Annotated in this window: 20 protein-coding genes and 1 pseudogene; 10 read left to right on the top strand and 11 right to left on the bottom strand. The window is 61.1% G+C overall.

Features of this window, described 5'->3' with window-relative positions:
* The 10 genes from QQL85_RS14610 to QQL85_RS14565 all read left to right on the top strand — a co-directional run.
* Positions 1 to 1206: acetolactate synthase large subunit (locus QQL85_RS14610; RefSeq protein ID WP_284368774.1), on the top strand; the 1206-nt coding region annotated here is incomplete at its 5' end.
* Between the two features lie 147 nt (positions 1207 to 1353).
* The gene (locus tag QQL85_RS14605; RefSeq protein WP_284354238.1) at positions 1354 to 3291 is read left to right on the top strand and encodes a flavin monoamine oxidase family protein; all 1938 of its coding nucleotides are present in this window, start codon (positions 1354 to 1356) and stop codon (positions 3289 to 3291) included.
* A gap of 145 nt (positions 3292 to 3436) precedes the next feature.
* Positions 3437 to 4333 (top strand): nitrilase family protein, encoded by an 897-nt coding sequence (locus QQL85_RS14600; RefSeq protein WP_284354237.1) that lies wholly within the window; start codon positions 3437 to 3439, stop codon positions 4331 to 4333.
* Between the two features lie 10 nt (positions 4334 to 4343).
* A complete protein-coding gene (locus QQL85_RS14595) occupies positions 4344 to 5498 on the top strand; it encodes a hypothetical protein (protein WP_284354236.1) in 1155 nt (384 codons plus the stop codon).
* Positions 5495 to 6484, top strand: a complete 990-nt coding sequence (locus QQL85_RS14590; protein WP_284354235.1) for an asparaginase — start codon at positions 5495 to 5497, stop codon at positions 6482 to 6484. Before QQL85_RS14595 ends, QQL85_RS14590 begins: the two co-directional genes overlap by 4 nt.
* A gap of 91 nt (positions 6485 to 6575) precedes the next feature.
* Positions 6576 to 7127: a UPF0149 family protein gene (locus QQL85_RS14585; protein WP_284354234.1), complete on the top strand. Its 552-nt coding sequence runs from the start codon at positions 6576 to 6578 to the stop codon at positions 7125 to 7127.
* Positions 7128 to 7603: 476 nt separating this feature from the next.
* A complete protein-coding gene (locus QQL85_RS14580; protein WP_284354233.1) occupies positions 7604 to 8233 on the top strand; it encodes a glutathione S-transferase family protein in 630 nt (209 codons plus the stop codon).
* Positions 8234 to 8260: 27 nt separating this feature from the next.
* Positions 8261 to 10297: a pyridoxamine 5'-phosphate oxidase family protein gene (locus QQL85_RS14575; protein WP_284354232.1), complete on the top strand. Its 2037-nt coding sequence runs from the start codon at positions 8261 to 8263 to the stop codon at positions 10295 to 10297.
* Between the two features lie 56 nt (positions 10298 to 10353).
* Positions 10354 to 11250 carry a LysR family transcriptional regulator gene (locus QQL85_RS14570; RefSeq protein WP_284354231.1) on the top strand — a complete coding sequence of 299 codons (897 nt, stop codon included), beginning with the start codon at positions 10354 to 10356 and terminating at the stop codon, positions 11248 to 11250.
* A gap of 157 nt (positions 11251 to 11407) precedes the next feature.
* Positions 11408 to 12703: an MFS transporter gene (locus QQL85_RS14565; protein ID WP_284354230.1), complete on the top strand. Its 1296-nt coding sequence runs from the start codon at positions 11408 to 11410 to the stop codon at positions 12701 to 12703.
* A gap of 49 nt (positions 12704 to 12752) precedes the next feature.
* Here QQL85_RS14565 and QQL85_RS14560 read toward each other — a convergent pair whose 3' ends face one another.
* From QQL85_RS14560 to QQL85_RS14510, 11 genes and pseudogenes are all read right to left on the bottom strand, one after another.
* The gene (locus tag QQL85_RS14560; RefSeq protein WP_284354229.1) at positions 12753 to 13622 is read right to left on the bottom strand and encodes an aldose 1-epimerase; all 870 of its coding nucleotides are present in this window, start codon (positions 13620 to 13622) and stop codon (positions 12753 to 12755) included.
* Positions 13623 to 13646: 24 nt separating this feature from the next.
* Positions 13647 to 14570 carry an EamA family transporter gene (locus QQL85_RS14555; protein WP_284354228.1) on the bottom strand — a complete coding sequence of 308 codons (924 nt, stop codon included), beginning with the start codon at positions 14568 to 14570 and terminating at the stop codon, positions 13647 to 13649.
* Between the two features lie 56 nt (positions 14571 to 14626).
* Entirely contained in the window at positions 14627 to 15907 is a 1281-nt protein-coding gene (locus QQL85_RS14550) for a TRAP transporter large permease (protein ID WP_019472239.1), read from the bottom strand.
* A complete protein-coding gene (locus QQL85_RS14545; RefSeq protein WP_284354227.1) occupies positions 15908 to 16435 on the bottom strand; it encodes a TRAP transporter small permease in 528 nt (175 codons plus the stop codon).
* 67 nt (positions 16436 to 16502) lie between these two features.
* A complete protein-coding gene (locus tag QQL85_RS14540; RefSeq protein ID WP_284354226.1) occupies positions 16503 to 17474 on the bottom strand; it encodes a TRAP transporter substrate-binding protein in 972 nt (323 codons plus the stop codon).
* Positions 17475 to 17539: 65 nt separating this feature from the next.
* On the bottom strand, positions 17540 to 18421 hold the full coding sequence (locus tag QQL85_RS14535) for a glucurono-1,5-lactonase (protein WP_284354225.1): 882 nt from the start codon (positions 18419 to 18421) through the stop codon (positions 17540 to 17542).
* Between the two features lie 26 nt (positions 18422 to 18447).
* Positions 18448 to 19254, bottom strand: coding sequence for an NAD-dependent epimerase/dehydratase family protein (locus tag QQL85_RS14530; RefSeq protein WP_284354224.1), 807 nt, complete (start codon positions 19252 to 19254; stop codon positions 18448 to 18450).
* 231 nt (positions 19255 to 19485) lie between these two features.
* Positions 19486 to 20723, bottom strand: a pseudogene (locus QQL85_RS14525) (OprD family porin).
* 703 nt (positions 20724 to 21426) lie between these two features.
* On the bottom strand, positions 21427 to 22677 hold the full coding sequence (locus QQL85_RS14520; protein WP_003254823.1) for a ribonucleotide-diphosphate reductase subunit beta: 1251 nt from the start codon (positions 22675 to 22677) through the stop codon (positions 21427 to 21429).
* Positions 22678 to 23120: 443 nt separating this feature from the next.
* Positions 23121 to 23252, bottom strand: coding sequence for a hypothetical protein (locus QQL85_RS14515; protein WP_256589582.1), 132 nt, complete (start codon positions 23250 to 23252; stop codon positions 23121 to 23123).
* 139 nt (positions 23253 to 23391) lie between these two features.
* Positions 23392 to 26271, bottom strand: a complete 2880-nt coding sequence (locus QQL85_RS14510) for a ribonucleoside-diphosphate reductase subunit alpha (RefSeq protein WP_284354223.1) — start codon at positions 26269 to 26271, stop codon at positions 23392 to 23394.
* Positions 26272 to 26708 lie beyond the last annotated feature (437 nt).

Genomic DNA, 26708 nt, shown 5'->3' with positions numbered 1-26708 from the left:
GAAGAAGAAAAGCCGGGTGCGGTACACCTGGAGCTGCCAGAAGACATCGCCGCCGAGCAGACCGACGCACTGCCGATCCCGCGCAGCCTGCACCGCCGTCCGCTGGCCGAGCATGTGGCCATCGAAGCCGCCGTGCAAAAGCTGCAAAACGCCCGTAACCCGATCCTGGTGATCGGCGCCGGCGCCAACCGCAAGATGACCGCCAAGGTCCTCAAGCAGTTGATCGACAAGACTGGTATTCCGTTCATCACCACCCAGATGGGTAAAGGTGTGGTCGATGAGCGCCACCCGCGCTTCCTGGGCAACGCAGCGCTGTCGTCAGGTGATTTCGTGCACCGCGCCGTCGAAGCGGCCGACCTGATCGTCAACATCGGCCACGACGTGATCGAGAAGCCGCCATTCTTCATGGTCCGTGGCGGCACCGAGGTCATCCACATCAACTTCCGCTCCGCCGAAGTCGATGCCGTGTACTTCCCGCAGGTGGAAGTGATCGGCGACATCGCCAACGCCGTGTGGCAAATCGGTGAAGCGCTGACCGAGACGTCGCACTGGGACTTCACCCGCCTGATGGCCATCCGTGAAGCCAACGAAGCACAGATCGCCGAAGGCGCCGACGACAACCGCTTCCCGGTCTACCCGCAGCGCCTGGTGGCCGACATCCGTCGCGTACTGCCATCCGAGGGCATCGTTGCCCTGGACAACGGCATCTACAAAATCTGGTTCGCCCGCAACTACAAGGCGCACAAGCCGAACACCGTGCTGCTGGACAACGCCCTGGCGACCATGGGTGCCGGCCTGCCTTCGGCCATGGCGGCGCACCTGGTGCACCCCGACCGTCCGGTGATTTCGGTGTGCGGCGACGGCGGCTTCATGATGAACAGCCAAGAGCTGGAGACGGCTGTTCGCCTGGGCATGCACATCACCGTGGTGATCCTGCGTGACGACGGCTATGGCATGATCCGCTGGAAGCAGGCCAACATGGGCTTCACCGATTTCGGCCTGGACTATGGCAACCCGGACTTCGTCAAATACGCCGAAGCCTACGGTGCCAACGGTCACCGTGTGGAAAGCGCCGAAGGCCTGCTGCCGTTGCTTGAGCACTGCATCAAGACCCCCGGCGTACATGTGATCGACTGCCCGGTCGATTACAGCGAGAACGACCGCATCCTCAACAGCGAGCTGCGTGAGCGTGCGCTGGCGGTGTAACGCCTAACGCCCTTATCGGGACTGCAAGCTGGCACCCACAGGTATCTCACGATTCTGTGGGTGTTGGTTGGTGGCACATAACCAACACTTCACACATCTCAATGTCGATCATGCTCAGGCTCTTCAATTCATGGAGAGTACGAGAACATGACCATCGGTTCCACCCACAATCACCCTGCTGATCTGGCCATTGAGCCATCCTCGCCCATGCAGCCGTGGGCCGCGCGTTTTCCGAATCCTCCAGACCTCTGCTTCGACTATCGCCGTTTGGTTGAACAACAGGGAGGTGTTGCATGTGCCGCCCAGCCGGAGCATCGGATCTGTATTGTTGGTGCTGGCGTAACGGGGCTAACCGCTGCTCGGGAATTGTTGCGCTGTGGTTTTACCCGCATCACCTTGATTGAGCAGTCTCAGCGCGTGGGCGGTCGCCACCTGACAGTGGTGAACAATGAGGGCAATTACAAGCAGCCTTCAACCCCATTCGAGATGGGGGCCATGCGTATGCCTTTGTTCAACAGGACAGGCGAACCGCCTAAAGATGGGTGCTCGCTTATGGCTTACTACGCGAAGCTGTTCAAGCTACGGCTTTCCGATTTCCCGAACCCAGGGACACCTTGGGTGAATGCAACCGGTATCTATCTTCGTGAGGGGCAACTAGAGGGGGAGGGGACGCCGGAGCTGCTGGTTTGGCGTAATCCAGAAGGGGATACTCCTCCACCTACCGCAACGCTGCAAAAGGTCTATGAAAAATGGCATCGCTTCGCCAGGCAGTTTGCCGAGCGCATCGCCATGGTATATGGCACGCAATGTTGGGCGTCGACATGGCAGGCTGTAGTCGAGCGCTATCACCTGTTGTCATTCAGGGATCTGGTGCATTTGCCCATGCTCACTGCATGGAATCCTGCAAACCCTGGTGATTTTGGCGGGTTGGGCATGAGCAGTGAAGAGTCGGCCATTTTCTATTCAATCGGCATTGGTGATGGTAGCTGGGGTGCGTTTTACGACGTCTGCTGCCTGTACCCCCTGCGTACTGCAATCTTTGGCTTCAGCAGTCATTTGCAACTGGTGCATGGCCGTGTTGATCAGGATGGAGTGCCTTATGCTGCGCCGTATCTGGAAGCCAGCAATGTTCCTGATAGTAGAGGGCTGATGTTCAAAGGGCCAGCCTATATCGGTCTAGCGGCGATGGATGAAAGCCTGTTGTTTCTGGATACAGGAATGAACGGCACTTCGCTTTATGATCACCTCCTTCAACAAGATAACGGGCTGTTGACGGACACCTCGGTCCGTTCCTTACAAAAGCTTGAAGCGGGTCGTATTCGGGTTGGATACTGCTGGCACTGCAGTGATCCTGCGAATCAAAGCCTCCAATACGATGACTTCGACAGTGTGATCTTGACCACCCCTTCCTGGTTGATCGAGACCAACATCCGCCTCGACGGTTTCAGCCGTCAGATACTGCCGCAGTCGATTGTGGACGCGTGGAAGCACGCTCATTGGGAAACCAGCTGCAAAGTCTATGCGCCACTGAAGAAGCGTTATCTGGACCGTAAGTCAGCGTTACCCCAGATCCTCGTCACCGATAGCTTTGTCCACGACGTCTACGCCTATCGGTACAACGACCGTTACCCCGACGACTGCATCCTGCTCAGCTACACCTGGGAAGACGACGCGACGAAATTGACCGCATTCACTGATGAAGAACTGGCCAACAAGTGTGTCGAGGAACTCGACCGGATCCTCCTGCGCTGTAGCAATGTGGGTGAAGCCATATCGCCCTACATCGATACCCGAAACATCCGGATACAGCGTTGGATCACCGACAGAAATGCGCTTGGTTGCGCGAAGTTGTATCGGGCAGGCACCTACTACGATGCAGTAGGCCTGATGAAATACAACCGAGATTTCAGTGCCAGCTCAGGGCTGTATCTGGCTGGAGAGTCCTTCTCTGTTGACGCTGGCTGGACCGAGCCGTGTTTACGCACCGCGCTCGATGCAGTCATCAACCTCTGCAATCGAACAACTGCAGTATTCAATGGTGGCTTCACCCTGGAGCACTACCCACATTACCAAGTTGGGAAATAGCGACGTTTGGGTGTTTTTGTGGGCGTTTTCCTACTGCAACTAATCGCTAGTCCTTCGACCCCATAGGACCTGCCCGACTGTCCCTCCCAAGCCCAACCCCGCTCTACTGGCGACCTTCCAAAACAACCACAAAAAGGAAGCCGCCATGTCTGAGCATTGCACCCCTGTCAGCCCCGTATGTATCGCTGTCATCCAGTACGACCCGCAGGTTGGTCTCGAACACTGCGACGGCAATTTGAGCAAAGGCCTGGCACTGGCTCGGCGTGCGGCGCGTGAAGGTGCGAACCTGATCGTGCTGCCCGAGTTGGCCAACACCGGCTATACCTTTCACTCCCGTGCTGAGGCCTACGCCCATGCCGAGACGTTGCAGGCAGGCCGCAGCCTGAAAGCCTGGGCAGCGTTCGCCAGCGAGCATCAGGTATATCTGGCAGCAGGCTTCGCTGAGCGTGACGGGCTGAAACTTTACGACAGTGCCGTATTGTTCGGCCCCGACGGCCTGCTGGGGCACTATCGAAAGGCTCACTTGTGGAATCAGGAAAAGCTCTGGTTCACCCCAGGCGACCTCGGTTTCCCGGTGTTCGAGACGCCCATCGGCCGTATCGGCCTGCTGATCTGCTGGGATATCTGGTTCCCGGAAGTGCCGCGGCTGATGGCGGCACAAGGCGCCGACATCATTTGCAGCCTGAACAACTGGGTGTGGACCCCACCACCGCTGTTCGACGAAGCAGGGCGTTGCATGGCCTCGTACCTGACCATGACCGCCGCGCATGTAAACAATGTCTATATCGCCGCCGCCAACCGTATCGGCAATGAACGGGGAGGGCGCTTCCTCGGTTGTTCGTTGATTGCCGGTACCAATGGCTGGCCTATCGGGGAAGTTGCCAGTGCGCAGGAGGAGAGCATTCTGTATGCCGATGTCGACCTCAGCAGCGCGCGTTCAGCACCGATCTGGAACAGCCTCAACGACCTGCAGCGTGACCGCCGCACCGATCTCTATGATGCGGCGCTTGGCTATCGCCTGCATGCGCCTATGCCACGCTGAGGACCCGCACATGAAGGTATTTTTGTTGCCCGATCGGCAGCGCTCCCCTGTGCTGATCTTCACTTGCCTGTTGATGCTGCTGGTAGCGAGTCTGCTCCTGGGCCAGTGGCCGGACTACGCGCAACTGGCTACGACGCTCGACCAGCCTCTGAGCCGCTTGCGCTGGATAGTGGGTGATATCAGCGAGGTGGCTTTCTACAAGCATGAACTGCCTGCCTTGGGCCTGCTGCTGGGGGCTTGCCTGGCACATTGGGCCCATGTTCGTGGGTATCGATGGCAGGGCTTCGCCATCTGCTACGGCAGCGGGCTGTGGCCATGGGTGTTCATCAGTTCGCTGATGGGCTTGCTGCTGAGCCACACGTTGTGGGGATGGACCTTGACCAGTGGCACCTGGCAACCCACCTTCGTCGCCTTCGTGTCATTACCGGCAGCCATGGTACTGCTGTTTGGTGCGGGCTGGCGGGTGACGTTGACCGGCGCACTGCTGGGCGCGCTACTGGTAACGCCGGCTAGCCTGCTGATAGTCAATTACCTGTGCTATCCGCTGCAATTGCCGGTGGTGGTCGGCAACGTGAGTGGCATGGCTGTGGCAAGCCTTGTCGCTTTCCTGCTGTGCAAACGCTTTCCTGCATGGGTGCGCCCAAGCCAGGCACCTGTCGCTGTGGAGCCTGTCGCCAGCCAACCCGACTACGGTGTGGTCTGGACCTTGCGGCGTGTGCTGGCCGACTTCAGCGAGGCACCATTCTTTGGCAATGAACTGGCCAGCCTCGGTCTACTACTGGGCGTTTTGCTGGCTTACCTGTTGGCGCCGGCGGCCCCGGCGTACGGTTCAATGCTGGTGATGCACATCGTGGCCGGGCAGGCCATGGCGTCTCTGGTCGGGATCGTATTCTGGCGTGGCCAGTGGCAAGCCCGTGGGTGGTACCCTACCTACATTCCGATTGTCTCGATCGTGCCGGCCGCAGTGCTGACGCATGGAGGCAGTTGGCAAGTAGTCGTGGCCAGTGCAGTGCTGGGTGCGCTGGTGGCTCCTCCGCTGGCAGTGGCGATCACTCAGCGGTTGCCGGCCTATGTGCATGGCTACATCGGCAACGTAGTCTCGATGGCCATCAGCACGTTGGGGATCGTACCGCTGATCGGGTTACTTGTGGGGGGAGAAGCATGATTGAGCATTCGGGCCTGCCCAGGCTGTCGATCGCCAGTTTGGGAGGGACGGTCAGTATGCAGGCTGCGGCGGTTGGGTGTGGTGTAACGCCAACCCTGGATTGTGAGCAGCAACTGCTTCAGGTCCCACAGTTGCGGGAGATGGCGAAGTTGAACGTAACGTCATTGTGCCTGGTACCCAGTGCATCGCTCAGCTTCAGGGCGCTGCTGGATGTGCTGGCTTGGGCTCGCAGCGAGGTGGAGCGCGGTGCCCAGGCCGTGATACTGACCCAAGGCACCGACAGCCTAGAGGAAACGGCCTATTTCCTGGATCTGCTCTGGCCATTCGATGCGCCATTGGTGATGACCGGAGCCATGCGCTCGGCCAGTCAGCCAGGCAACGATGGCCCGGCCAACCTGTTGGCTGCGGCACAGGTTGCATTGGCACAAGGCAGCAATGGGCGTGGTGTGCTTGTGGTGATGAATGATCAGGTCCATTGCGCGGTAAGGGTTCGCAAGACGGCCAGCTTGGCGATGGCGGCATTCGAGTCGCCTGGCTTTGGCCCTCTGGGCGAAGTTGTAGAGGGCGTTGCGGTGTATCGCCATCCGCTTGACCGACGCGAGGTGCTGCCGTTGCCAGGCCGGACCGACCAGCGCGTTGCCCTGCTGGAGGCCTGTCTGGGCGCGGACACAGCGCTGCTGCAGGCAGTGTCCACACTGGGTTACGAAGGGCTGGTCATCGCCGGCTTCGGTGCTGGCCACGTTTCCGGTAGTTGGTCTGATGTTCTGGACCACCTAGCGTCAACCTTGCCGGTCATTGTTGCCACGCGTACAGGTAGAGGCCCAACAGCCCAGGCAACATACGGTTTTTCCGGCGCCGAGATCGACTTGCAAAAGAAAGGCGTGTACATGGCCGGGCAACTCTGCCCGCGCAAGTGCCGCATCTTGCTGTGGCTGCTGATTGGCACCGACCGGCAGGATGAGCTGCGGAGCTGGTTGCCCAGCTGAAGAATCTGCCCGCGCAGTGGTATACGCGGGCAGCCCTTGCTGCATTGCTGTGCTAGGGTGCTCACACTTTTGCTTCCCAGGATGTACACCCATGCTCCCCGCACTCAGCGAAAAAGAACTCGACCGCCTCGAAGACCTGTTGATCACCTACGGCAACGACTACTCGGTGCTGAACCTGGCCGAGCTCAATGGCTTTTTCACCGCACTGACCAGTTCCCCGGTCACCCTCTTCCCGGAGCAATGGCTGCCTGTGGTAGCCGGTGGTAAGGTGCCGAAGTTCAAGAAACCTGCGCACGAAGAAGCGTACACCGCGTTGATGCTGCGCTATGCCAACCAGGTGGCAGAAGCGCTGGGTGACAACGTCGACCACTTCGAGCCGCTATTCGAAGAAAACGAAGGCGAGGAAGGCAATGTGATCGTCATGGAGGAGTGGTGCTTCGGTTACATGCGAGGTACTCAGGTCGCTGGCTGGGAGGTGTTGCCGCCGGAACAGGATCAACTGCTCAAGGCCATTTCGCTGCATGGGCTGGAAGATAACTTCGAGTTGTTGGACCAGATGAGCGAACACGATATTCAAGCGTGTGTGCCCCTGGTAGTCGAGGCTGCACGCAAACTTTACCGTTTCCACCGGCTACAAAACTGAAGCGTATGCCTATCGCGACGACCGACCAAGAGCTGGACTGCTTTTCAAGTATGGCAATGATGACGCCATACTTGATCTCAGTGAGCTCGACGGTTTCTTTAATCCCTGTGTAGCTCGCCACGTCTCGTGCTTCCGAGTGAGTGGCTGCCTGAAGTGGTAGGTGGCAAACTGCCGGACTTCAAAAGCAAGGCAAAGGCTCGGCGGTATGCGGTCGCGAAGAGAATTTCGCTGTTCTGGAAACGATGCGTCTCGAAGAGCACCAGGCCACCGTACCGCCGGTGGTTGATGCCGTGCATGTCCTTTATCTTTACCAGCTACAGCAGCGAATGAGTTGATATCGATTACCGGTGTGGGAATCCGAAATTATTGCGCTGCGCGAAATTATGGTTTCCCCACCACACGGATTCTGCTCCCAGCCGAACAGGTGCAGCATGTGCTCCATCAGCCCACTCCGGTGCTGACCAGGAGCCAAGCCCATGTTGAACCCCATCAAGCTCTACAACTTCCCCAAGTCCGGCCACGCCCACCGCATCGAGCTGATGCTCTCGTTGCTCGACCTGCCCACCGAGCTGGTATTCGTCGACCTGGCCAAAGGCGCGCACAAGCAGCCTGACTTCCTGGCCCTCAACCCGTTCGGCCAGGTACCGGTCATCGATGACAACGGTACGGTGATCGCCGACTCCAACGCGATCCTTGTCTACCTTGCCAAAAAATACGACAACGGCACCTGGCTGCCCGAAGAACCCGTCGCAGCCGCCCGCGTGCAACGCTGGTTGTCGGTCGCTGCAGGCCCGCTGGCCTTCGGTCCCGCCGCCGCCCGATTGGTGACCGTGTTCGGTGCCGCGTTCAACACCGACGAAGTGATCACCCGTGCCCACACCCTGCTCAAGGTGATCGACGCCGAGCTGGCCAAGTCGCCCTTCCTGGCAGGCAGCACACCCACCATCGCCGACATTGCCAATTACTCGTACATCGCCCACGCCCCCGAAGGCAACGTGTCGCTGGAGCCCTATGCCAACGTGCGCAGCTGGCTGGCACGTATAGAGGCGCTGCCGGGCTTCGTGCCCATGCCACGCACTGTGATCGGGCTGCAGACCAGCGCCTGATACCCCGCCATCGGGAGGAACGCCGCCATGCAACAGACCCCGGACCACCGCCCCTCGCCCTGGCATGCGGGCGAGAAAACCCTGCAGGAAAAGGTCGGTGTAGCAGAGCGCATGGAGGCGTTCGGGCAAAAGGTCATTCGTGACTACATGCCCGACCAGCACCGCACGTTCTATCACCAGTTGCCGTTCATGGTGGCGGCCAGCGTTGACGCTCAGGGTCGGCCCTGGGCGACGCTGCTGGAAGGGCCAGAGGGCTTTGTTCGCTCGCCCGAGCCTCGGCAACTGATGATCGACACCACGTTGCCAGCAGATGACCCTGCCACCCCGGGGTTGGTCGCCGGGCAGGCAATCGGCCTGCTGGGCATCGAGCTGCACACCCGCCGACGCAACCGCCTCAACGGGCAGATCCGCCAGGCTGCTGCGGGGCAATTGCAGGTGACGGTGGAGCAGTCGTTCGGCAACTGCCCGCAGTACATCCAGCTGCGCGACTATACCCGCGTCACCGAACCGGCCCAGGGGCGCGTCGATGCGACAACACTGGATGCCACGACCGTCAGCATGATTCAGTCTGCCGACACGTTCTTCGTCGCCAGCTATGTCGAGCATGAAGGCGGCCAGCGCTCGGTGGATGTTTCCCACCGTGGCGGTCGGCCAGGGTTCGTCAAGGTCGAAGGCAAGACGCTGACCATTCCCGACTACGCGGGCAACCTGCACTTCAACACCTTGGGTAACTTGTTGGTTAACCCGAGGGCAGGTTTACTGTTCATCGACTTCAGCAACGGCAACGTACTGCAGATGTGCGGGCGTGCCGAGGTGCTGCTGGAAAGCCCGGCCATCCAGGCGTTTGAAGGTGCAGAGCGGCTGTGGACGCTGGAGGTCGAGCAGGTGGTGTGGCGGCCGGCTGCGGTTTCCCTGCGCTGGGCCTTCAAGGAGTACGCACCGACCAGCCTGATGACAGGCATCTGGGCCGAGGCCGATGCGCGTTTGCAGCAACGTCAGCAACAGCGCCAATGGCAAGCCTGGCGCGTGCTGCGGGTCGAGCAGGAGAGCCGCGATATCCGTTCGTTCTACCTGGAGCCGCCCGCCGATAGCGCTGTGGCTTTTACGCCCGGGCAACATGTTCCGGTGCAAGTCCAGCGCGACGGTGAAGCGGCGCTGATCCGCACCTATAGCCTGTCCAGTGCACCTTCCGACGGCTACTTGCGCATTAGCGTCAAAGCCCAGGGCCCGGTTTCCCGGCATTTGCATGAGCGCATCGTGCCAGGCGATGTGCTTAACGTGCGCCCACCCATGGGCAGCTTCACACTGGAGCTGCAGAGCACGCGGCCGCTGGTGCTGATTGGCGCGGGGGTGGGTATCACGCCATTATTGGCCATGCTGCGCGAGCAGTTGAACAAGCCTCAGACGCGGCACATCCACTTGTTCCATGGCGCGCGTAGCCTGGCCGACCTGCCGTTCAGGGGGGAGCTGGCGAGCTTGCGGCAACAGGCGGGAGGCTTGCTGCACATCCATCGTGCCCTGAGCCAGCCAGAAGACCATGCGATGATTGGGCAGGATTATGAGTTTGCCGGCCGCTTGGGTATCGAGCAGGTCAAGGCGACACTGGGGCTGGACGACTACGATTTCTACCTGTGTGGCCCAGGCAGCTTTACCCAGGACCTGTATGAAGGGCTGCGCGGGGTGCATGTGCCAGATGCGCGGATTCACGCTGAAGCCTTTGGCCCGTCGACGTTGCGGCGGCACACGGACGCCGACCAGCCCGCCTTGCAACAGCCGCCTGCCGCCAGCGAGCCCGTACCTGTATATTTCGCGGCGTCGGCCAAGGAGGCGCGTTGGGCACCGGGTAGCGGCACCCTGCTGGAACTGGCCGAGGCGCGTGGGCTGGCGCCGGAATTCAGTTGCCGTGGTGGGTCATGCGGTACCTGCAAGACCAAGCTGGTGAGTGGCCAGGTGCATTACCCGAACCCACCGGCAGAGCTGCCGGAGGCGGGATCGGTGCTGATCTGTTGTGCAGTGCCGGCGCAAGTGGAGGCGGGGGCACAGGCGCTGGTGCTGGATATCTGATACACCAGTGCCACGGATAATCGATAATCCCCACCCCCCCAATGCCGGGAGCCCGCATGGACCAGATCCACCTGATGAAGGTGTTCGTCGCCGTAGGCGAACTGGAAAGCTTCGCCGCCGCCGCCCGCCGCCTGGACATCTCCCCTGCCGCCGTCACCCGCGCGGTCAGCGCCCTGGAAGACCAGCTCGGGGTCAAGCTGCTGCTGCGCACCACCCGCAGCGTGCGCCTGACCGAAGCTGGCGGCCGTTACCTGGAAGACACCCGGCATATTCTCGCCAGCATCAACGAGGCCAACGCCGCCGCTGCCGGTATCAACGCCACCCCTAAAGGTGACCTGGCAGTTACCGCGCCGATCCTGTTCGGCAAGAAGTTCGTCATGCCGTGCATCGTTCGCTACCTGCAGCAGTACCCGGAAGTCGATGTTTCTGCCTACTTCCTCGACCGAGTGGTGAACATGGTCGAGGAAGGCATGGACGTGGCCGTGCGCATCGGCCCCTTGCCCGACTCCGGGTTGAAGGCGTTGCGGGTTGGCAGGGTGCGGCGCATGTTGTGCGCATCCCCCGATTACCTGGCGCGCCATGGTGTGCCTAAGCATCCCTCGGACCTGGCCGGGCATGCGGTAATTGGCACCACCAACCTGTCGCCCCGTGCCGGCTGGCGCTTTGGGGTGACAGAAGAGCCGACCATGGTGCGCATGAAGCCGCGGCTCACGGTGACCAGCAATGATGGGGCCATCGCTGCTGCCAGCGGCGGGCTGGGGATTGCCCGGCTGTTGTCGTACCAGGTGGCAGATGAGCTGGCCAGTGGGCAGTTGCAGGTGATCCTGGCCGAGTACGAAGAGGCGCCTTGGCCGATTCATGTGCTGCACCGGGAGAGTAAGTATGGCTCGGCCAAGGTCAGGGCCTTCATCGACATGCTGGCGCAGGCGCTGCGAGCCCAGCAGCTGGATTGAGATCGTACAACAATGCTCGAAATGACTTGAAATAATAATTGTTGTACGACGACCTATGACATGGCACTCTTTCACCTGAAACAATTTGTCGCAAATAGCCCTGCCGGCGTTTGCGCCAATCGCTCGCCACTCTAAAAACAAGAAATTCAGGTGAACCATGAAGATGAAAGGCATCCGTTGGTGGATGGTCAGCCTTGTCACGGCTGGGCTCGTCGTCAACTACCTCGCCCGTAACACCCTCTCGGTGGCCGCCCCCACCTTGATGACCGACCTCTCCATCAGTACCGAGCAATACGCCAAGATCGTCGCCAGTTGGCAGGTGTGCTACGCCCTCATGCAGCCGATCGCCGGCTGGTTTATCGACTTCATCGGCACCAAGCTGGGCTTTGCCGTGTTTGCCATGGCCTGGTCAGTGGCCTGTGCCGGCGCGGCCCTGGCGACCGGCTGGCAGAGCATGGCGTTCATGCGCGGGTTGCTGGGCATGACCGAAGCCGCCGGCTTGCCGGCCGGGGTCAAGGCCACCACCGAGTGGTTCCCGGCCAAGGAGCGTTCAGTGGCGATCGGCTGGTTCAACATCGGCTCGTCGCTTGGCGCCTTGCTGGCACCGCCTCTGGTGGTATGGGCGATCCTGCACAGTGGTTGGCAGCTGGCATTCGTGCTCGTTGGCGTCTCGGGCATCGTCTGGACCCTGCTTTGGATGCTGCTGTACAAGCACCCGCGCGACCAGAAACGGCTGAGTGACGAAGAGCGCGACTACATCCTGGCCGGGCAGGAAGCGCACTTCAAACAGGACACCCGCGAGAAGGGCGCGTGGAAGCGCATTTTCAAGAGCCGCAACTTCTATGCTATCGCTTCGGCGCGGATTCTCTCCGAACCGGCCTGGCAAACCTTCAATGCCTGGATTCCGCTGTACCTGATGACCGAGCGGCACATGAACATCAAGGAAGTGGCGATGTTTGCCTGGTTACCGTTCCTCGCAGCCGACATCGGCTGTGTGCTGGGTGGTTACCTCAGCCCGATGTTCCACCGTTACTTCAAGGTGTCGCTGTTCACCTCGCGCAAAATGGTGCTGGTGTTCGGTGCCAGCTGCATGATCGGCCCGGCCTGCATCGGCCTGGTGGAAAGCCCGTACACGGCCATCCTGCTGTTGTGCATTGGCGGATTTGCCCACCAGACGTTGTCGGGGGCGCTGTACTCGATCACCTCCGACTCGTTCAGCAAGGACCAGGTGGCCACGGCGACCGGCATGGGTGGCATGTGCGGATACCTGGGGGCGGCGGCGTTTACCCTGGTGTTCGGCGTGCTGGTCACGCAGATTGGCTACAGCCCGTTGTTCGTGGTGCTGGCAGCGTTCGATATCGTGGCGGCGGCGTTGGTGTGGAAGGTGGCGCGAGAGGTACGGACGCCATCTTCGGAGAAGCCGGTAATGGCTTCGACTGAGGCGCTTGCATAAGGCTTGAGATTTTGGGGCCGCTTTGCAGCCCCAATTCCAGGTGACACGATTACAGCGCCTGATACCGCAGCTTGAACCCCAGGTTCATCGCTTCCCCACGCTGCAACAACCTCAGCCCTGGCCGCCCCGGCAGGTGATGCGCATTGACCGGGTGAGTAACCGGCTCAAAGCAGAAAAAACCTTGCCCCTGCGGGCAGAACAGCAAGAAATGCTCAGCCCCACTGGCACTGCACGCCAAGCGGTATCCGGCACCGGGCTGTTCGATCACGCAGTCCCCCGGCCAGCCATTGAAGGCGTGGTCCACGACCGTGTCAGGCAAGCCTCCCTGGGTTTCAAAACGCCAACGCTCTGGTATCTCAGCCTCATACGAAGGCAGTCGACCCGCCTCGGCCAGCCATACCTTGCGTGCCGCTGCATACAGCTTGGTATCGGGATATCGCGGGAAATAGGGATGCAACCCCAACCCATACCAGTTAGCCTGCTCATCCAGGTGCGTGACATGCAGGTCCAGGTTCAGGCACCCCTCGTGCAAATGCACATCCAACGTAGCCTGGTAGGCAAACGGCACTTCACTGTGCAGCGTCAGGCGTGCGCGGCGCTCGCTGTGGTGCTCCACCTGCCAGGCCTGCTGCCAGGCGCTGCCATGAATCGGGTAAGCGTCGTGCGTGGTATTGGGCGCCAGTGCCTGCCAGCCTTCGGGCCGGGAAAAGCCACCCTCGGCAATGCGGTTGGACCACGGAGCCAGCGGGTAACAGGCAAGCCGTCGCGGGGTACCGCTGGCCAGCGCGGCCGCGTCGGAATGGCGCAGCAACGGCTGCCCGGTTGCCTTCACCTCCCAGTTGACCAGGCTGGCGCCCAGCTCCGGGGCCAGGCTCAGGCGGGTCAGGTTGTCGTGCAGGTGCAGCTCGGTCACGGCCATTCAAGGCTCCTTTCAAATGAACAGTCAACGGGCCCGACGGTAGGTAAGCAGCACGATGCCGCACACCACCACGGCAGCGCCGATCAGTTGCTGGGTACTCAGGTGCTGATCGAGCAAGGCCCAGCCCAGCAGCAGTGTCGCGATGGGTTCGACATTCATCACCGGCGCGTTCTGCGCCATGTTCAGCCTTGGCACACACACAAACAGCAAGGTGAAGGCCAGGCCGTACAGCACCACCAGGCTGCCCAAGGCGACCCAGCCACCGCTGCTGCCGGGCAGTGACAAGCCCGACGGCATCACGCCGCTTGCACCGGCAACCAGCATGCTGGAAAACACGATCAGCAAGGTCAGCAGGCTGCGCACCGGCCCGCGTACGGCAGCCAGTTTGTGATCGGTGATCCACAAGGCGCAGGCAAAGGCACAGGCGGCGCCGAAGGCCAGGCTGACGCCCAGCGCCCAGTGCGGGTTGGCCGCGCTGCTATCGCCCAAGCGGGCCGGCACATCCAGCGCCAGTACCAGGCCGCACAGGATCAGGCCCATGAACAGCACCGTACGGCCGGTCGGTCGCGCGCCACCCAGCGCCCAGGTAAGCAATGCCAGCAGCATCGGGAAGGTGTTGCCCACCAGCAGCGCCAGTGCCACCGGGATGCGCGCGACTGCCGAGTACAGGCACAGGCTCTGGGTGGCGATCAGCAGGCCTAGCAGCAACTGCCAGTGGCGGGTACCGGCGGGCAGGCCGATCGCCTGGCGTTGCCACAACAGCAGGCAGGCCAGCACCAGCAAGGTGATGCCTGAGCGGCAGAGAATCGCCAGCAGTACGCCGGTGCCGTCATCGAAGGCGATGCGGGCGGCGATGTGGTTGCCGGCGAAGGAACAGGCCATCAGGACCAGCAGGGCGATTGCCAATTTACGCGGGAACAGCGAGGCAGCAGAGGATGGGACAGCCATGTGCAGGATCCATTTGCAGACAGAGCCAGGGGGCCGCAGCGCGGCCCCCATTTCAGTTACAGCACCACGCTAGGCAGCCACAGTGAGATGGCTGGAATGTAGGTCACTGCCATCAGCACCAGGAACAGTGCCAGGTAGAACGGCAGCAGCGCTTTCACCGTCGACTCGATGCTCACCTTGCCGATGGCCGAGCCCACGAACAACACAGCCCCCACCGGCGGTGTGATCAAGCCTATCCCCAGGTTCACCAGCATGATCATGCCGAAGTGCACCGGGTCTACGCCGATGCCGGTGATTACCGGCAGCAGGATCGGCGTAAGGATCAGGATCAGCGGCGCCATGTCCATCACCGTGCCCAGCAGCAACAGCATGAAGTTGATGCACATCAGGATCACATAGCGGTTGTCCGACAGTGTCAGGAACGCCGTGGTGATCTTCGACGGGATCTGCATCAGCGTCATCACATAGCCGAAGCTGGCGGCGAAGCCGATCAGGATCATCACAATGGAAATGGTGCGTACCGTGCGGTGCATCAGCTTGGGCAGGTCGCGCCACTTGTAGTCGCGGTAGATGAACATGGTCACGAAGAACGACCACACCACCGCCACGGCTGCCGATTCGGTCGCGGTGAACACGCCCGACAGGATGCCGCCCAGGATGATCACCATGGCCATCAGGCCCCACAGCGCCTCACCGGCAATTTTCAGCGCCTGGCGCAGCGGGATCACTTCGCCCTTGGGGTAGTTGCGCTTCTTGGCGAAGATCAGGCACAGGCCCATCATCACCGCGCTCAGCAGCAAACCGGGCATGACACCCGCCATGAACAGCGAGGCAATCGATACCGTGCCGCCCGCCGCCAGCGAGTACAGCACCGAGTTGTGGCTGGGCGGGGTCAGCAGCGCCTGTACCGAGCCACTGACGGTCACGGCGGTGGAGAACTCGCGCGGGTAGCCCTTGCGCTCCATCTCCGGGATCAGCACCGAGCCCACCGAGGCAGTGTCGGCCACCGACGAGCCGGAAATCGCCCCGAAGAAGGTAGAAGCCATGATATTGACCAGTGACAACCCGCCGCGCACGAAGCCCACCAGCACCCCGGCAAAGGCCACCAGCCGCCGTGACATGCCGCCTTCGGCCATGATCGCGCCGGCCAGCACGAAGAACGGAATGGCCAGCAGCGAGAACTTGTTAACGCCACTGGCCACCTGGATCATCATCGCCTGCAGCGGGATGTCGATCCACCAGGCACCGATCAGCGCCGACAGGCCCAGGGCATAGGCCACCGGCATGCCCAGCAGGATGAGCGCAATGAAACTGCCCAACAGAATGAACGCATCCATTTATGCCGCTCCTTCGCTTTCTTCTGTAGGGTCGAAACGCACCACCTTGCGGTGGCTCTGGTCGCCCAGCAGGAGTTTTTCCACGACAAACACCAGGGTCAGCACGCCACCGATCGGGATTGGCGCATAGGTCATGCCTACCCGCACACCCGGCAGGGAGGCCAGAAACTGGTTCCAGGTGGTGATGCACAGCTTGGTGCCGTAGTAGGCCATGAACACGCACACCAGAATCATCAGCACCTGCACCAGCAGCGCGACCAGTTGGCGCTGCAGCGGCGGCAGGCGATCAGTAATCATCGCCACTGCCATGTGCGCCCCGGCCCGGTAGCTGGCGGCGGCGCCGACGAAGGTGAACACCACCATCAGCAGGATGGCCACCGGCTCCGGCCAGCTAGAGCCGGTGCCGAGCACATAGCGGGCGAAGATGCCCCAAGGGATGATCAGCGACATGGTCAGGATCGACAGGCCGGCGACCCAGATGCAGCCGCGGTACAGCGAGTCGTTTGCACGCAGGAACAGATTTTTCATGGGCATCACCAAAGCGGCAGGGCGGCGGGCACCGCACTGCCGAGGTTCGTTCGGGAAGGGGCCGCTGTTACTGGACGGCGTCGATACGCTTCATCAGGTCGGCGTACTGCGCGCCGTATTTTTCACGCACTGGGGCGGTGGCGTCGTAGAACGGCTTCTTGTCCACGGTGATGAACTCGACACCGGCGGCCTTGAGCTTCTCTTCGCTGGCGGCGGACTTGGCGTCCCACAGTGCGCGCTCTTCCATCTGCGCTTCGCGTGCGACCTTCTTCACCAGCGCCTGCTGCTCAGGGCTGAGCTTGTTCCAGGTGGTTTTGGACATCACCACCGGCTCGGGCAGGATCAGGTGGCCGGTCTGGGTGTAGTACTTGGCGCTCTGGAAATGGTTGTGCTCAAGCAAGGTGGGCGGGTTGTTCTCGGCGCCATCGATCACGCCGGTTTGCAGGGCGCTGAAGATTTCCCCGGTGTCCATGGCGATGCCGTTGCCGCCCATGGCGTTCATCATGTCGATGAACAGCGGGTTGCCCTGCACGCGAATCTTCATGCCCTTGAGGTCTTCCAGGCTGCGTACGGGTTTTTTGGTGTAGATGCTGCGCGTACCGCCGTCCATCCAGGCCAGGGCCACCAGGTTGAAATCGGAGTGGGTGATCTTGTCGAGGATTTCCTGGCCGATGTCACCGTCGATGATCTTGCGCATGTGTTCATGGTCGCGGAACACGAACGGCATGTTGAACACGTTCACATCCGGCACCACCGGGCCGACGATCCCCAGGCTGACGCGGGTCATCTGCACGGCACCGATCTGTGCCTGTTCGATCACTTCCTTTTCCGAGCCCAGCACGCCGCCGGCGAACATCTTGAAGGTGATGTCGCCATTGCTGGCTGCTTCAAGCTTTTTGCCCATGTTTTGCTCGGCCACCACTGTCGGGTAGCCGGCCGGGTGGATCTCGGCGAACTTGATGTCCAGTGCCGACGCGGGCATGGCCACGCTGAAGGCGAAGGGGAGTACGGCAAGAAGCAGCTTGCGTTTGAACGTCATGATGAAACTCCGTGTTTTTTATTATCTGGTTTCGTACGTGCAAGTGTGGGTGTGGCAGGTGGGGCTCAGCCCCGGTAGGCAGGCTCCTCCAGGCCTTTGGTGCCAGGGTTGAGGGCAAATACCCCGCCAGCCAGCGGCTGGTCGCTGAGGTCGATGCCCGCAGGGCGGATCGAAGTGACGTAAAGGGTGTCGAAGTGGGTACCGCCGAAAGCGCACATCGCGGGCTTTTTCACCGGCACGCTGAGCGAGCGGTCCAGGCGGCCATCGGGTGTGAAACGGTGGATCTGACCGGCATCGTTGCCGCAGATCCAGTAGCAGCCGTCCTGGTCGACAGCCGCGCCGTCGGGGCGGCCAGGGTAGCCGCGCATGTCGACGAACAGCCGCTTGTTGTGCGGCGTGCCGCTGTCGGTGTCGTAATCGAAGGACCAGACTTTTTGCACGTTGGGGTGCGAGTCAGACAGGTACATGCGCGTGCCGTCGGGGCTGAAGGCCAGGCCGTTGGGCACGATCATGCCGTCCTGCTGCAGGTGCAGTTGGCCTTCGCCGTCATGCCGGTACAGCGCGCCAACGTGCGCACCTTGTTGCATGTCCAGCAGCATGGTGCCGGCCCAGAAGCGACCCTGGCGGTCGCAGCGGCCATCGTTGAAACGCATGCCAGCCTGGGCGTGTGGCACGCTGCTGAGCAGGCGGCAGTCCAGGCTGCCGTCGGCCTTGGCCTGGAGTTGGAAGATGCCGCTTTCCATGCCGGCGACCCAGCCCTGGCCGCTGCGGGCGATGCAGGCCAGCATCTCATCACCTTGCCAGACCTGGTGCTTGCCATCAGCCACCTGCCAGCGGTGCAACTGGCAGGCGGGAATATCGACCCAGTACAGGGCCTGCTCACCGTGGTGCCACACCGGGCTTTCACCGGTGCCGTTGCGGGCGTCAACGATCAGTTCGCAGTTCATGGCCGTGCCTCCTGGCGTGCGTGGGTTCAGTTGAACGGGCCGGCCACGGCGAAGGCGCCGCCCTGGTAAACCATGCTTGGGTCATCGGCGGCGGGCGCCGGCTGGGCTTCAACGGCAGCGCGGAAGGCTTCGGAACTGTCCTTGGGTACATAGCCAAGGTGCTCGGCATGGCGGTTGTCCCACCACACGGTGCGGTTGTCGGAGGCGCCGTAGACGATGGTGTGACCAACGTCGGGCGTGAACAGCCCACGCTCGATCAGTTGCACCAGGTCGTCGTAGCTCAGCCAGGTGCAGAGCATGCGCGGGTTCTGCGGTTGAGCGAACGACGAGCCGATACGAATGCTGACGGTCTCGATGCCGTAGCGGTCGAAGTAGAAGCTGGCCATATCCTCGCCGTAGCACTTGGACAGCCCGTAGTAGCTGTCGGGGCGGCGAGGGGAGTGGGCGTCGATGCGCTCGTCCTGGCGGTAGAAACCGATGGTGTGGTTGGAGCTGGCGAAGATGATGCGCTTCACCGCGTGTTTGCGTGCCGCCTCGTAGACATGGAACACGCCGCAGATGTTGGGGCCGAGGATGTCTTCAAAGGAATGCTCGGTGGACACGCCGCCGAAGTGGATGATGGCGTCAACGCCTTCGACCAAGGCATGTACCGCAGCCTTGTCGGCCAGGTCGCAGGTGATCACTTCTTCATGCGGGCCCGCGGCAGGTGCCATGGGGCTGATGTCGGAAAGACGCAGGACCTCGGCGTAGCCTTGCAGGCGTTCGCGAAGGACCTTGCCCAGGCCGCCTGCGGCTCCGGTGAGCAGCAGGCGATTGAGGGGAGTAGGGGTCATGGCCGGCTCTTGTTGTTAATTGTTGTAGGTTGTCGTATGACTAAGCTGATTATTGGCGGTGGGTTTGGGTGTTGTCAATGAGGGTTGTATGGCTTTTACCGGCCTCATTGCCGGCAAGCCAGCTCCCACAGGTACTGCACATGCCTTGAAGTCAGCGCGGTCGGTGTGGGAGCTGGCTTGCCTGCGATTGGCCGCAAAGCGGCCCCAATAAAGGCAGCGCCGATGTTCCGGTTACAGCAACGACAACGGATAGTTAAAGATCAACCGGTTCTCATCGAACTCGTTGTTGCTGTAATCCCGCCGAATCGACGAATTCCGCCATTTCACACTCAAATCCTTGAACGCCCCGCTCTGGATCACATACGCCAACTCCGTCTCCCGCACCCACTCCTTGCCATCGGTCACCGACCCGGTATGCACATCACGCCCGCTGATATACCGGTTCATCAAGGTCAGCCCCGGCACCCCGACGGTGACGAAGTTGAAGTCATGCCTTACCTGCCAAGACCGCTCGTTGGCATTGTCAAAACTGGAGTTGTAGCTGTCGTTGGCCAGCGTCCCGCCACTGGTGCCATTGACCCGCATCCAGGTATCGCCATCGACCTTCTGCAGGCCCACCCAGAAGGTATTGCCACCGTATTTGGCCGAGAACATCCCCGAATAGGTCTTGTTGTCCAACTGCCCGGCGCGCTCGGCGCCGTCTTCATCACCATGGAAATAGCCCAGGTTGGCGCCCAGGGTCCAGTCGCCCACCGGCTGGCTATGGCTCAGTTGCAGGTACTGCTGCTGGTACACATCCTTCAGCACCGCATTCCACAGCCCCACCAGCGTGCGGTCCTGGTTGAACTTGTACTCGCCACCGACGAAGTTGAAGCGGTCCGACACGCCGCCGCCATAGCTCATGTCCTCCATGCTGGCGTCGTTACGCGGGCTGTTACCGCGGAATTGGCCGCCGTACAGGGTCAGCCCCCAATCTCGTTGGACGTGACCTGCCCGCCACGGAACGTCTGTGGCAACGAGCGCCCGTCGTCCGAACGCAGGATCGGCAGCACCGGCATCCACTCGCCGATTTTCAGCTCGGTCTTGGAAATGCGCGCCTTGCCGGCTACTGCCAAACGTCCGTAATCATCCGCCGGTTTGCCATCGTCATGGCGTGGCAGCAACGCCGTGCCATAGGTACCGCCGCCGCCATCGAGCTTGACCGACCACAATCCCAGCACATCCACACCGAACCCGACCGGTCCCTCGGTGAACCCCGAGCGGGCATCGAGAATGAAGCTTTGCGTCCATTCCTCGGCCTTGCTCTGTGGATTGGCGGGGTTGGTGAAGTTGCGGTTGATGTAGAAGTTGCGCAGCCCGAGGGTGGCCTTGGCATCCTCGACAAAACCCGCAGCCAGGCTGGAGCCTGGCAGGCCGGCGATGACCCCGGCGCCAAGCAGGGCGAGCGGAAGGGTATGGCAAATTTTCATTATTGTTGTGCTCCCGAAGGGTGTGGCAGCCCGTCCACCGGGCACGCACAAGCGGCCTGCGGCAGGGGCGGGTAAGTAACGGGCCGGTCAGGGCCAGGGGTGAATGCGCGGTAACCGGGTGCTAGGTACTGGCGGGCGTATGCGAGCAAGCCGGTGGAAGAGGGGTGTGCAACAGACGTGGGTGTATCGGGATGAGTGTCGACATGAGTTCGTCCACTGATTGTTGTTTTTGTTATGTGTTGTCGTACAACTGTGGGCGATTATTAGCAAGGGGGAAGTGGGCTGTCAACGCCTGATGGCATGGCAATCATGGGCGAAGGCAGCAGAAAATGGCGGCAGCAGCTCTACCGTGAGCGCTCTATGGACATACTACGACCAAGGTAGCCCCTTGCACTGTGCCAACAGCGGGCACCATCTTCTGTGGGAGCAACGGTCTTGCACACATTCTAAAAGTTGGCGCATCACTGTGGGGGCGGGCTTGCCCGCGGTACAAACCGGAGACATCGTTTACATTTCAAACCGGGGACATGGCAACCTCCAAGATAGCGATGTAAGTATCGCTTCTTGGTGTCCGTTGTCACGCGGCAGGCCCAGCTGTTCGCTAGGCTTGGCTTATGGCGCCCAAACCTGAGTCATTCGGCCATTTTCTGGCCAATAAAAAAGGCTGCCATTCGGCAGCCTTCTCGATGCTCAGCCCGGACGATCAGTCCCAGCTCAACGCACCACCCGTCTGATACTCAATCACCCGCGTCTCAAAGAAGTTCTTCTCTTTCTTCAAGTCCATGATCTCGCTCATCCAAGGGAACGGGTTGGTAGTCCCTGGATATTCTTCTTTCAGGCCAATCTGGGTCAAACGACGGTTGGCGATGAACTTGAGGTAATCCTCCATCATCGCCGCGTTCATGCCCAGTACGCCGCGAGGCATGGTGTCACGGGCGTATTCGATCTCCAGCTGGGTCCCTTGCAGGATCATCTGGGTCGCTTCTTCCTTCATCGCCGCGTCCCACAGGTGCGGGTTCTCGATCTTGATCTGGTTGATCACGTCGATACCGAAGTTCAGGTGCATCGACTCGTCACGCAGGATGTACTGGAACTGCTCGGCCACGCCGGTCATCTTGTTGCGGCGGCCCATGGACAGGATCTGGGTGAAGCCGCAGTAGAAGAAGATGCCTTCCAGTACGCAGTAGTAAGCGATCAGGTTGCGCAGCAGCTCTTTGTCGGTTTCGACGGTGCCGGTGTTGAACTCCGGGTCGGAGATGGCGCGGGTGTACTTCAGGCCCCAGGCGGCTTTTTTGGCGACCGACGGGATCTCGTGGTACATGTTGAAGATCTCGCCTTCATCCATGCCCAGCGACTCGATGCAGTACTGGTAGGCGTGGGTGTGGATCGCCTCTTCGAAGGCCTGGCGCAGGATGTACTGGCGGCACTCCGGGTTGGTGATCAGGCGGTACACGGCCAGGGCCAGGTTGTTGGCAACCAGCGAGTCGGCGGTGGAGAAGAAGCCGAGGTTGCGCATGACGATGCGGCGCTCGTCTTCGGTCAGGCCGTCCTGGCTCTTCCACAGGGCGATGTCGGCGGTCATGTTGACCTCTTGCGGCATCCAGTGGTTGGCGCAGCCGTCCAGGTACTTCTGCCAGGCCCAGTCGTACTTGAACGGTACCAGCTGGTTCAGGTCGGCGCGGCAGTTGATCATGCGCTTTTCGTCTACCGCAACGCGGGCAGAGGAACCTTCCAGCTCGGCCAGGCCTTCAGCAACGTCGAGGGCGTCGAGGGCGGCCTTGGCACGTTTGACGGCTTCGGAGTCAGACGCAGTGGCAGCACGGGCTTCCAGGGCGGCGGCACCACCGGCGCTGTCGAGCTTGTCGAGGGTGGCGGCGGCAGCGGCCTGCGCAGGGGTGTTGCCTTTGGCGGCTACTTCGCCGTCTTCCTTGTCGAATTCGTCCCAGCTCAGCATGGTGATTGGCTCCTGCTTGAGGGTCGCCCTGGGGCAACCGGTTGGATTTTAAGAATGTGATGCCTGACGCACGGCCAATGGGCAAATGATCAGCTCGAGAGGCTGACTCTCGTTTACATCTGAATGTGTTCTGACTTGTACCTGGCCAGGCCTCGGGGAGGGGCCAGGACAATTGAATGGTGCTCTTTTCAGAGGGCGCAAAGTATACCGGAATTCACCTTCGATCGGGGCGCGTGTGTTGCTGGCGAGGGTAACTTTTTCGACCGGTTTTGCGTGCGTCCGTTCACGAAATGGCTGTGTTCGTCTACGGGGGGAGAGTGTAGCGCCAACCTATATGTTGTGCCAGTTTAAATTTCGAGACACATCATATGGTGTTTTTGTCAAAGGGCGTGTTAGCCGAACGGGCCTCAGCGCGGGCTTGCCGGCGATGAGGCCCGGCAACACTAGCTGCGGTGGGTATGCAGCGTTTCGACAATGTGCGTCTTGGGCTGCTTGCGTGCTGCTTCGACCGAGGTGAAGCGGCCGGTTTCTGCGTTACGGCCAATCTTGCGAGTTGCCACTTTTTTCCGCGCCATGGGCTTGCGTCCTTTTTAGAGAGGTCCAGTCCTTTTACCGAACCGCATACGCAGCGGGAAAAGGGCAGGGCTTCTCAGTGACGCAGATACAAAAATGCCGCGCGGGGCACCCGTAGGCACCCCGCGCGGCATTCAGGCCTTACTGGCAGGCTTCGCAGTCAGGCTCGTCGATCGCGCAGGCCTTCGGCACTGGCGCTGGGCCGGCTGCCTGGACCGGGGCGCTGTCGCCACCGCTGGAAACAGCGTTGAGCTTGCCGGTATTGATGGTCGACTTTTCGGTGCTGGTCGCGGCCAGGGCACGGAGGTAGTAGGTGGTTTTCAGACCACGGTACCAGGCCATGCGGTAGGTCACGTCCAGCTTCTTGCCCGAAGCACCAGCGATGTACAGGTTCAGCGACTGAGCCTGGTCGATCCACTTCTGGCGACGCGAGGCAGCATCGACGATCCACTTGGTTTCCACTTCGAACGCAGTGGCGTACAGGTCTTTCAGCTCTTGCGGGATACGCTCGATCTGCTGCACCGAACCGTCGTAGTACTTCAGGTCGTTGATCATGACCGAGTCCCACAGGCCGCGGGCCTTCAGGTCGCGGACCAGGTACGGGTTGATCACGGTGAACTCGCCCGACAGGTTCGATTTCACATACAGGTTCTGGTAGGTCGGCTCGATCGACTGCGATACGCCGGTGATGTTGGCGATGGTCGCGGTTGGCGCGATGGCCATGATGTTCGAGTTACGAATACCTTTTTGTACGCGGGCACGCACTGGCGCCCAGTCCAGGGTCTCGTTCAGGTCGACGTCGATGTACTTCTGGCCACGGGCTTCGATCAGGATCTGTTGCGAATCCAGTGGCAGGATGCCCTTGGACCACAGCGAGCCCTGGAAGGTCTCGTAGGCGCCACGCTCGTCGGCCAGGTCGCAGGACGCCTGGATGGCGAAGTAGCTGACCGCTTCCATCGACTTGTCGGCGAACTCGACGGCAGCGTCGGAGCCGTAGGCGATGTGCTGCAGGTACAGTGCGTCCTGGAAGCCCATGATGCCCAGACCGACCGGGCGGTGCTTGAGGTTCGAGTTACGCGCTTGCGGCACCGAGTAGTAGTTGATGTCGATCACGTTGTCGAGCATGCGCACGGCGGTGTTCACGGTGCGTTGCAGCTTGGCGGTGTCCAGCTTGCCGTCGACGATGTGGTTCGGCAGGTTGATCGAGCCCAGGTTGCAGACCGCGATCTCGTCCTTGTTGGTGTTCAGGGTGATCTCGGTGCACAGGTTCGAGCTGTGGACCACGCCCACATGCTGCTGCGGCGAACGCAGGTTGCACGGGTCCTTGAAGGTCAGCCACGGGTGGCCGGTCTCGAACAGCATCGACAGCATCTTGCGCCACAGGTCTTTGGCCTGGATGGTCTTGAACACCTTGATCTTGTTGTACTCGGTCAGGGCTTCGTAGTACTCGTAGCGCTCTTCGAAGGCCTTGCCGGTCAGGTCGTGCAGGTCTGGCACTTCCGAAGGCGAGAACAGGGTCCACTTGCCGTCATCGAAGACACGCTTCATGAACAGGTCAGGGATCCAGTTGGCGGTGTTCATGTCGTGGGTACGACGGCGGTCATCACCGGTGTTCTTGCGCAGCTCGATGAATTCTTCGATGTCCAGGTGCCAGGTTTCCAGGTAGGCACATACGGCGCCCTTGCGCTTGCCACCCTGGTTCACGGCAACGGCGGTGTCGTTGACCACTTTCAGGAACGGTACAACACCCTGGGACTTGCCGTTGGTGCCCTTGATGTAGGAGCCCAGTGCACGCACAGGGGTCCAGTCGTTGCCCAGGCCACCGGCGAATTTCGACAGCATGGCGTTGTCGTGGATCGCGTGGTAGATGCCCGACAGGTCGTCTGGCACGGTGGTCAGGTAGCAGCTGGACAGCTGCGGGCGCAGGGTGCCGGCGTTGAACAGGGTCGGGGTCGAGGCCATGTAGTCGAAGGACGACAACAGGTTGTAGAACTCGATCGCACGGGCTTCTTTTTCTTTCTCTTCCAGCGCCAGGCCCATGGCCACACGCATGAAGAACACCTGAGGCAGCTCGAAGCGCACGCCATCCTTGTGGATGAAGTAGCGGTCGTACAGGGTCTGCAGGCCCAGGTAGGTGAACTGCTGGTCGCGCTCGTGGTTGATCGCCTTGCCCAGTTTTTCCAGGTCGAAGTCGGCCAGGGCCGGGTTCAGCAGCTCGAACTCGATACCTTTGGCGACGTAGGCCGGCAGGGCCTTGGCGTACAGGTCAGCCATCTCGTGGTGGGTGGCGCTGTCGGCTACATTCAGGAAGCCCAGGCCTTCGGCGCGCAGGGTGTCCATCAGCAGGCGGGCGGTGACGAACGAGTAGTTCGGCTCGCGCTCTACCAGGGTACGGGCGGTCATCACCAGGGCGGTGTTGACGTCCTTGATGGCCACGCCGTCGTACAGGTTCTTCAGGGTTTCACGCTGGATCAGGTCGCCATCGACTTCGGCCAGGCCTTCGCAGGCTTCGCTGATGATGGTGTTCAGGCGCGCCATGTCGAGCGGCGCCAGGCTGCCGTCAGCCAGGGTGATGCGGATGCTCGGGTGCGGCTCGACCACGGCGTCGGTGTTGGCGCGGGTGGCACGCTCCTTGGCACGCTGGTCTCGGTAGATCACGTAGTCACGGGCGACTTTCTGTTCGCCGGCGCGCATCAGGGCCAGTTCGACCTGGTCCTGAATTTCTTCGATGTGGATGGTGCCACCCGATGGCATGCGACGCTTGAACGTGGCGGTAACCTGTTCGGTCAGGCGCGCGACGGTGTCGTGGATGCGCGACGAAGCGGCAGCGGTGCCGCCTTCAACTGCGAGGAACGCCTTGGTGATGGCCACGGTGATTTTGTCGTCAGTGTAAGGGACGACAGTGCCGTTGCGCTTGATCACGCGCAGTTGGCCAGGTGCGGTGGCGGCCAGATCCTGATTGGAATCGGCGGCCTGCGGCACCTTGGCTTGCGGGTTCTCGCGAGTTGTGTCGGTTTGCATGGGTGGGTGTCTCCACAGTTTCTATAGTGTTCAGGCGCCTTTTGGGCGCCCACCGTTCCGTCCACTTGCTCGATGCCCCGGCGGGGATGCGCAATGCATGCGCATCCGCCCGCGCGGGCGTACCGACTTCGGGACAGACTCAGGAATAAGGGGCAATAGCTTGCCGCTCCCTGGCCGAAGTCAAAGGTTCTAGGTGGTAAACCCAAAAACCGGTGCTGATGAGTGCCTGGCGTTGCCTGCAACACTCATACCCGAACAAGGCCCTGGAAGGGCTTGCCTCGGTCGCCTCCGCAGGAGCGGTTTGGCTGCTGAAATCACCTGAAGTTCAGCCCGGAAAATCGCTCGATTTTGCGGGTTGACTTTTGTGTGTGATTTTGCACGAACCCCAATATGTAGTGGTTCGCTGCGATCGGGATACAAGATAATGCGGTATCGGG

The organism is Pseudomonas putida (genome assembly GCF_030159595.1).
Taxonomy (GTDB): domain Bacteria; phylum Pseudomonadota; class Gammaproteobacteria; order Pseudomonadales; family Pseudomonadaceae; genus Aquipseudomonas; species Aquipseudomonas putida_AC.
The sequence above is the reverse complement of the archived record's forward strand: the minus strand, read 5'-3'. Positions and strand labels throughout refer to the sequence as shown.

Coding starts and splice junctions, on each gene's coding strand:
- QQL85_RS14570 (WP_284354231.1), top strand. CDS start 10,354: ATGGACCAGATCCACCTGATGAAGGTGTTCGTCGCCGTAGGCGAACTG.
- QQL85_RS14560 (WP_284354229.1), bottom strand. CDS start 13,622: ATGGCCGTGACCGAGCTGCACCTGCACGACAACCTGACCCGCCTGAGC.
- QQL85_RS14530 (WP_284354224.1), bottom strand. CDS start 19,254: ATGACCCCTACTCCCCTCAATCGCCTGCTGCTCACCGGAGCCGCAGGC.
- QQL85_RS14565 (WP_284354230.1), top strand. CDS start 11,408: ATGAAGATGAAAGGCATCCGTTGGTGGATGGTCAGCCTTGTCACGGCT.
- QQL85_RS14535 (WP_284354225.1), bottom strand. CDS start 18,421: ATGAACTGCGAACTGATCGTTGACGCCCGCAACGGCACCGGTGAAAGC.
- QQL85_RS14510 (WP_284354223.1), bottom strand. CDS start 26,271: ATGCAAACCGACACAACTCGCGAGAACCCGCAAGCCAAGGTGCCGCAG.
- QQL85_RS14540 (WP_284354226.1), bottom strand. CDS start 17,474: ATGACGTTCAAACGCAAGCTGCTTCTTGCCGTACTCCCCTTCGCCTTC.
- QQL85_RS14600 (WP_284354237.1), top strand. CDS start 3,437: ATGTCTGAGCATTGCACCCCTGTCAGCCCCGTATGTATCGCTGTCATC.
- QQL85_RS14575 (WP_284354232.1), top strand. CDS start 8,261: ATGCAACAGACCCCGGACCACCGCCCCTCGCCCTGGCATGCGGGCGAG.
- QQL85_RS14520 (WP_003254823.1), bottom strand. CDS start 22,677: ATGCTGAGCTGGGACGAATTCGACAAGGAAGACGGCGAAGTAGCCGCC.
- QQL85_RS14595 (WP_284354236.1), top strand. CDS start 4,344: ATGAAGGTATTTTTGTTGCCCGATCGGCAGCGCTCCCCTGTGCTGATC.
- QQL85_RS14545 (WP_284354227.1), bottom strand. CDS start 16,435: ATGAAAAATCTGTTCCTGCGTGCAAACGACTCGCTGTACCGCGGCTGC.
- QQL85_RS14550 (WP_019472239.1), bottom strand. CDS start 15,907: ATGGATGCGTTCATTCTGTTGGGCAGTTTCATTGCGCTCATCCTGCTG.
- QQL85_RS14585 (WP_284354234.1), top strand. CDS start 6,576: ATGCTCCCCGCACTCAGCGAAAAAGAACTCGACCGCCTCGAAGACCTG.
- QQL85_RS14590 (WP_284354235.1), top strand. CDS start 5,495: ATGATTGAGCATTCGGGCCTGCCCAGGCTGTCGATCGCCAGTTTGGGA.
- QQL85_RS14605 (WP_284354238.1), top strand. CDS start 1,354: ATGACCATCGGTTCCACCCACAATCACCCTGCTGATCTGGCCATTGAG.
- QQL85_RS14580 (WP_284354233.1), top strand. CDS start 7,604: ATGTTGAACCCCATCAAGCTCTACAACTTCCCCAAGTCCGGCCACGCC.
- QQL85_RS14515 (WP_256589582.1), bottom strand. CDS start 23,252: ATGGCGCGGAAAAAAGTGGCAACTCGCAAGATTGGCCGTAACGCAGAA.
- QQL85_RS14555 (WP_284354228.1), bottom strand. CDS start 14,570: ATGGCTGTCCCATCCTCTGCTGCCTCGCTGTTCCCGCGTAAATTGGCA.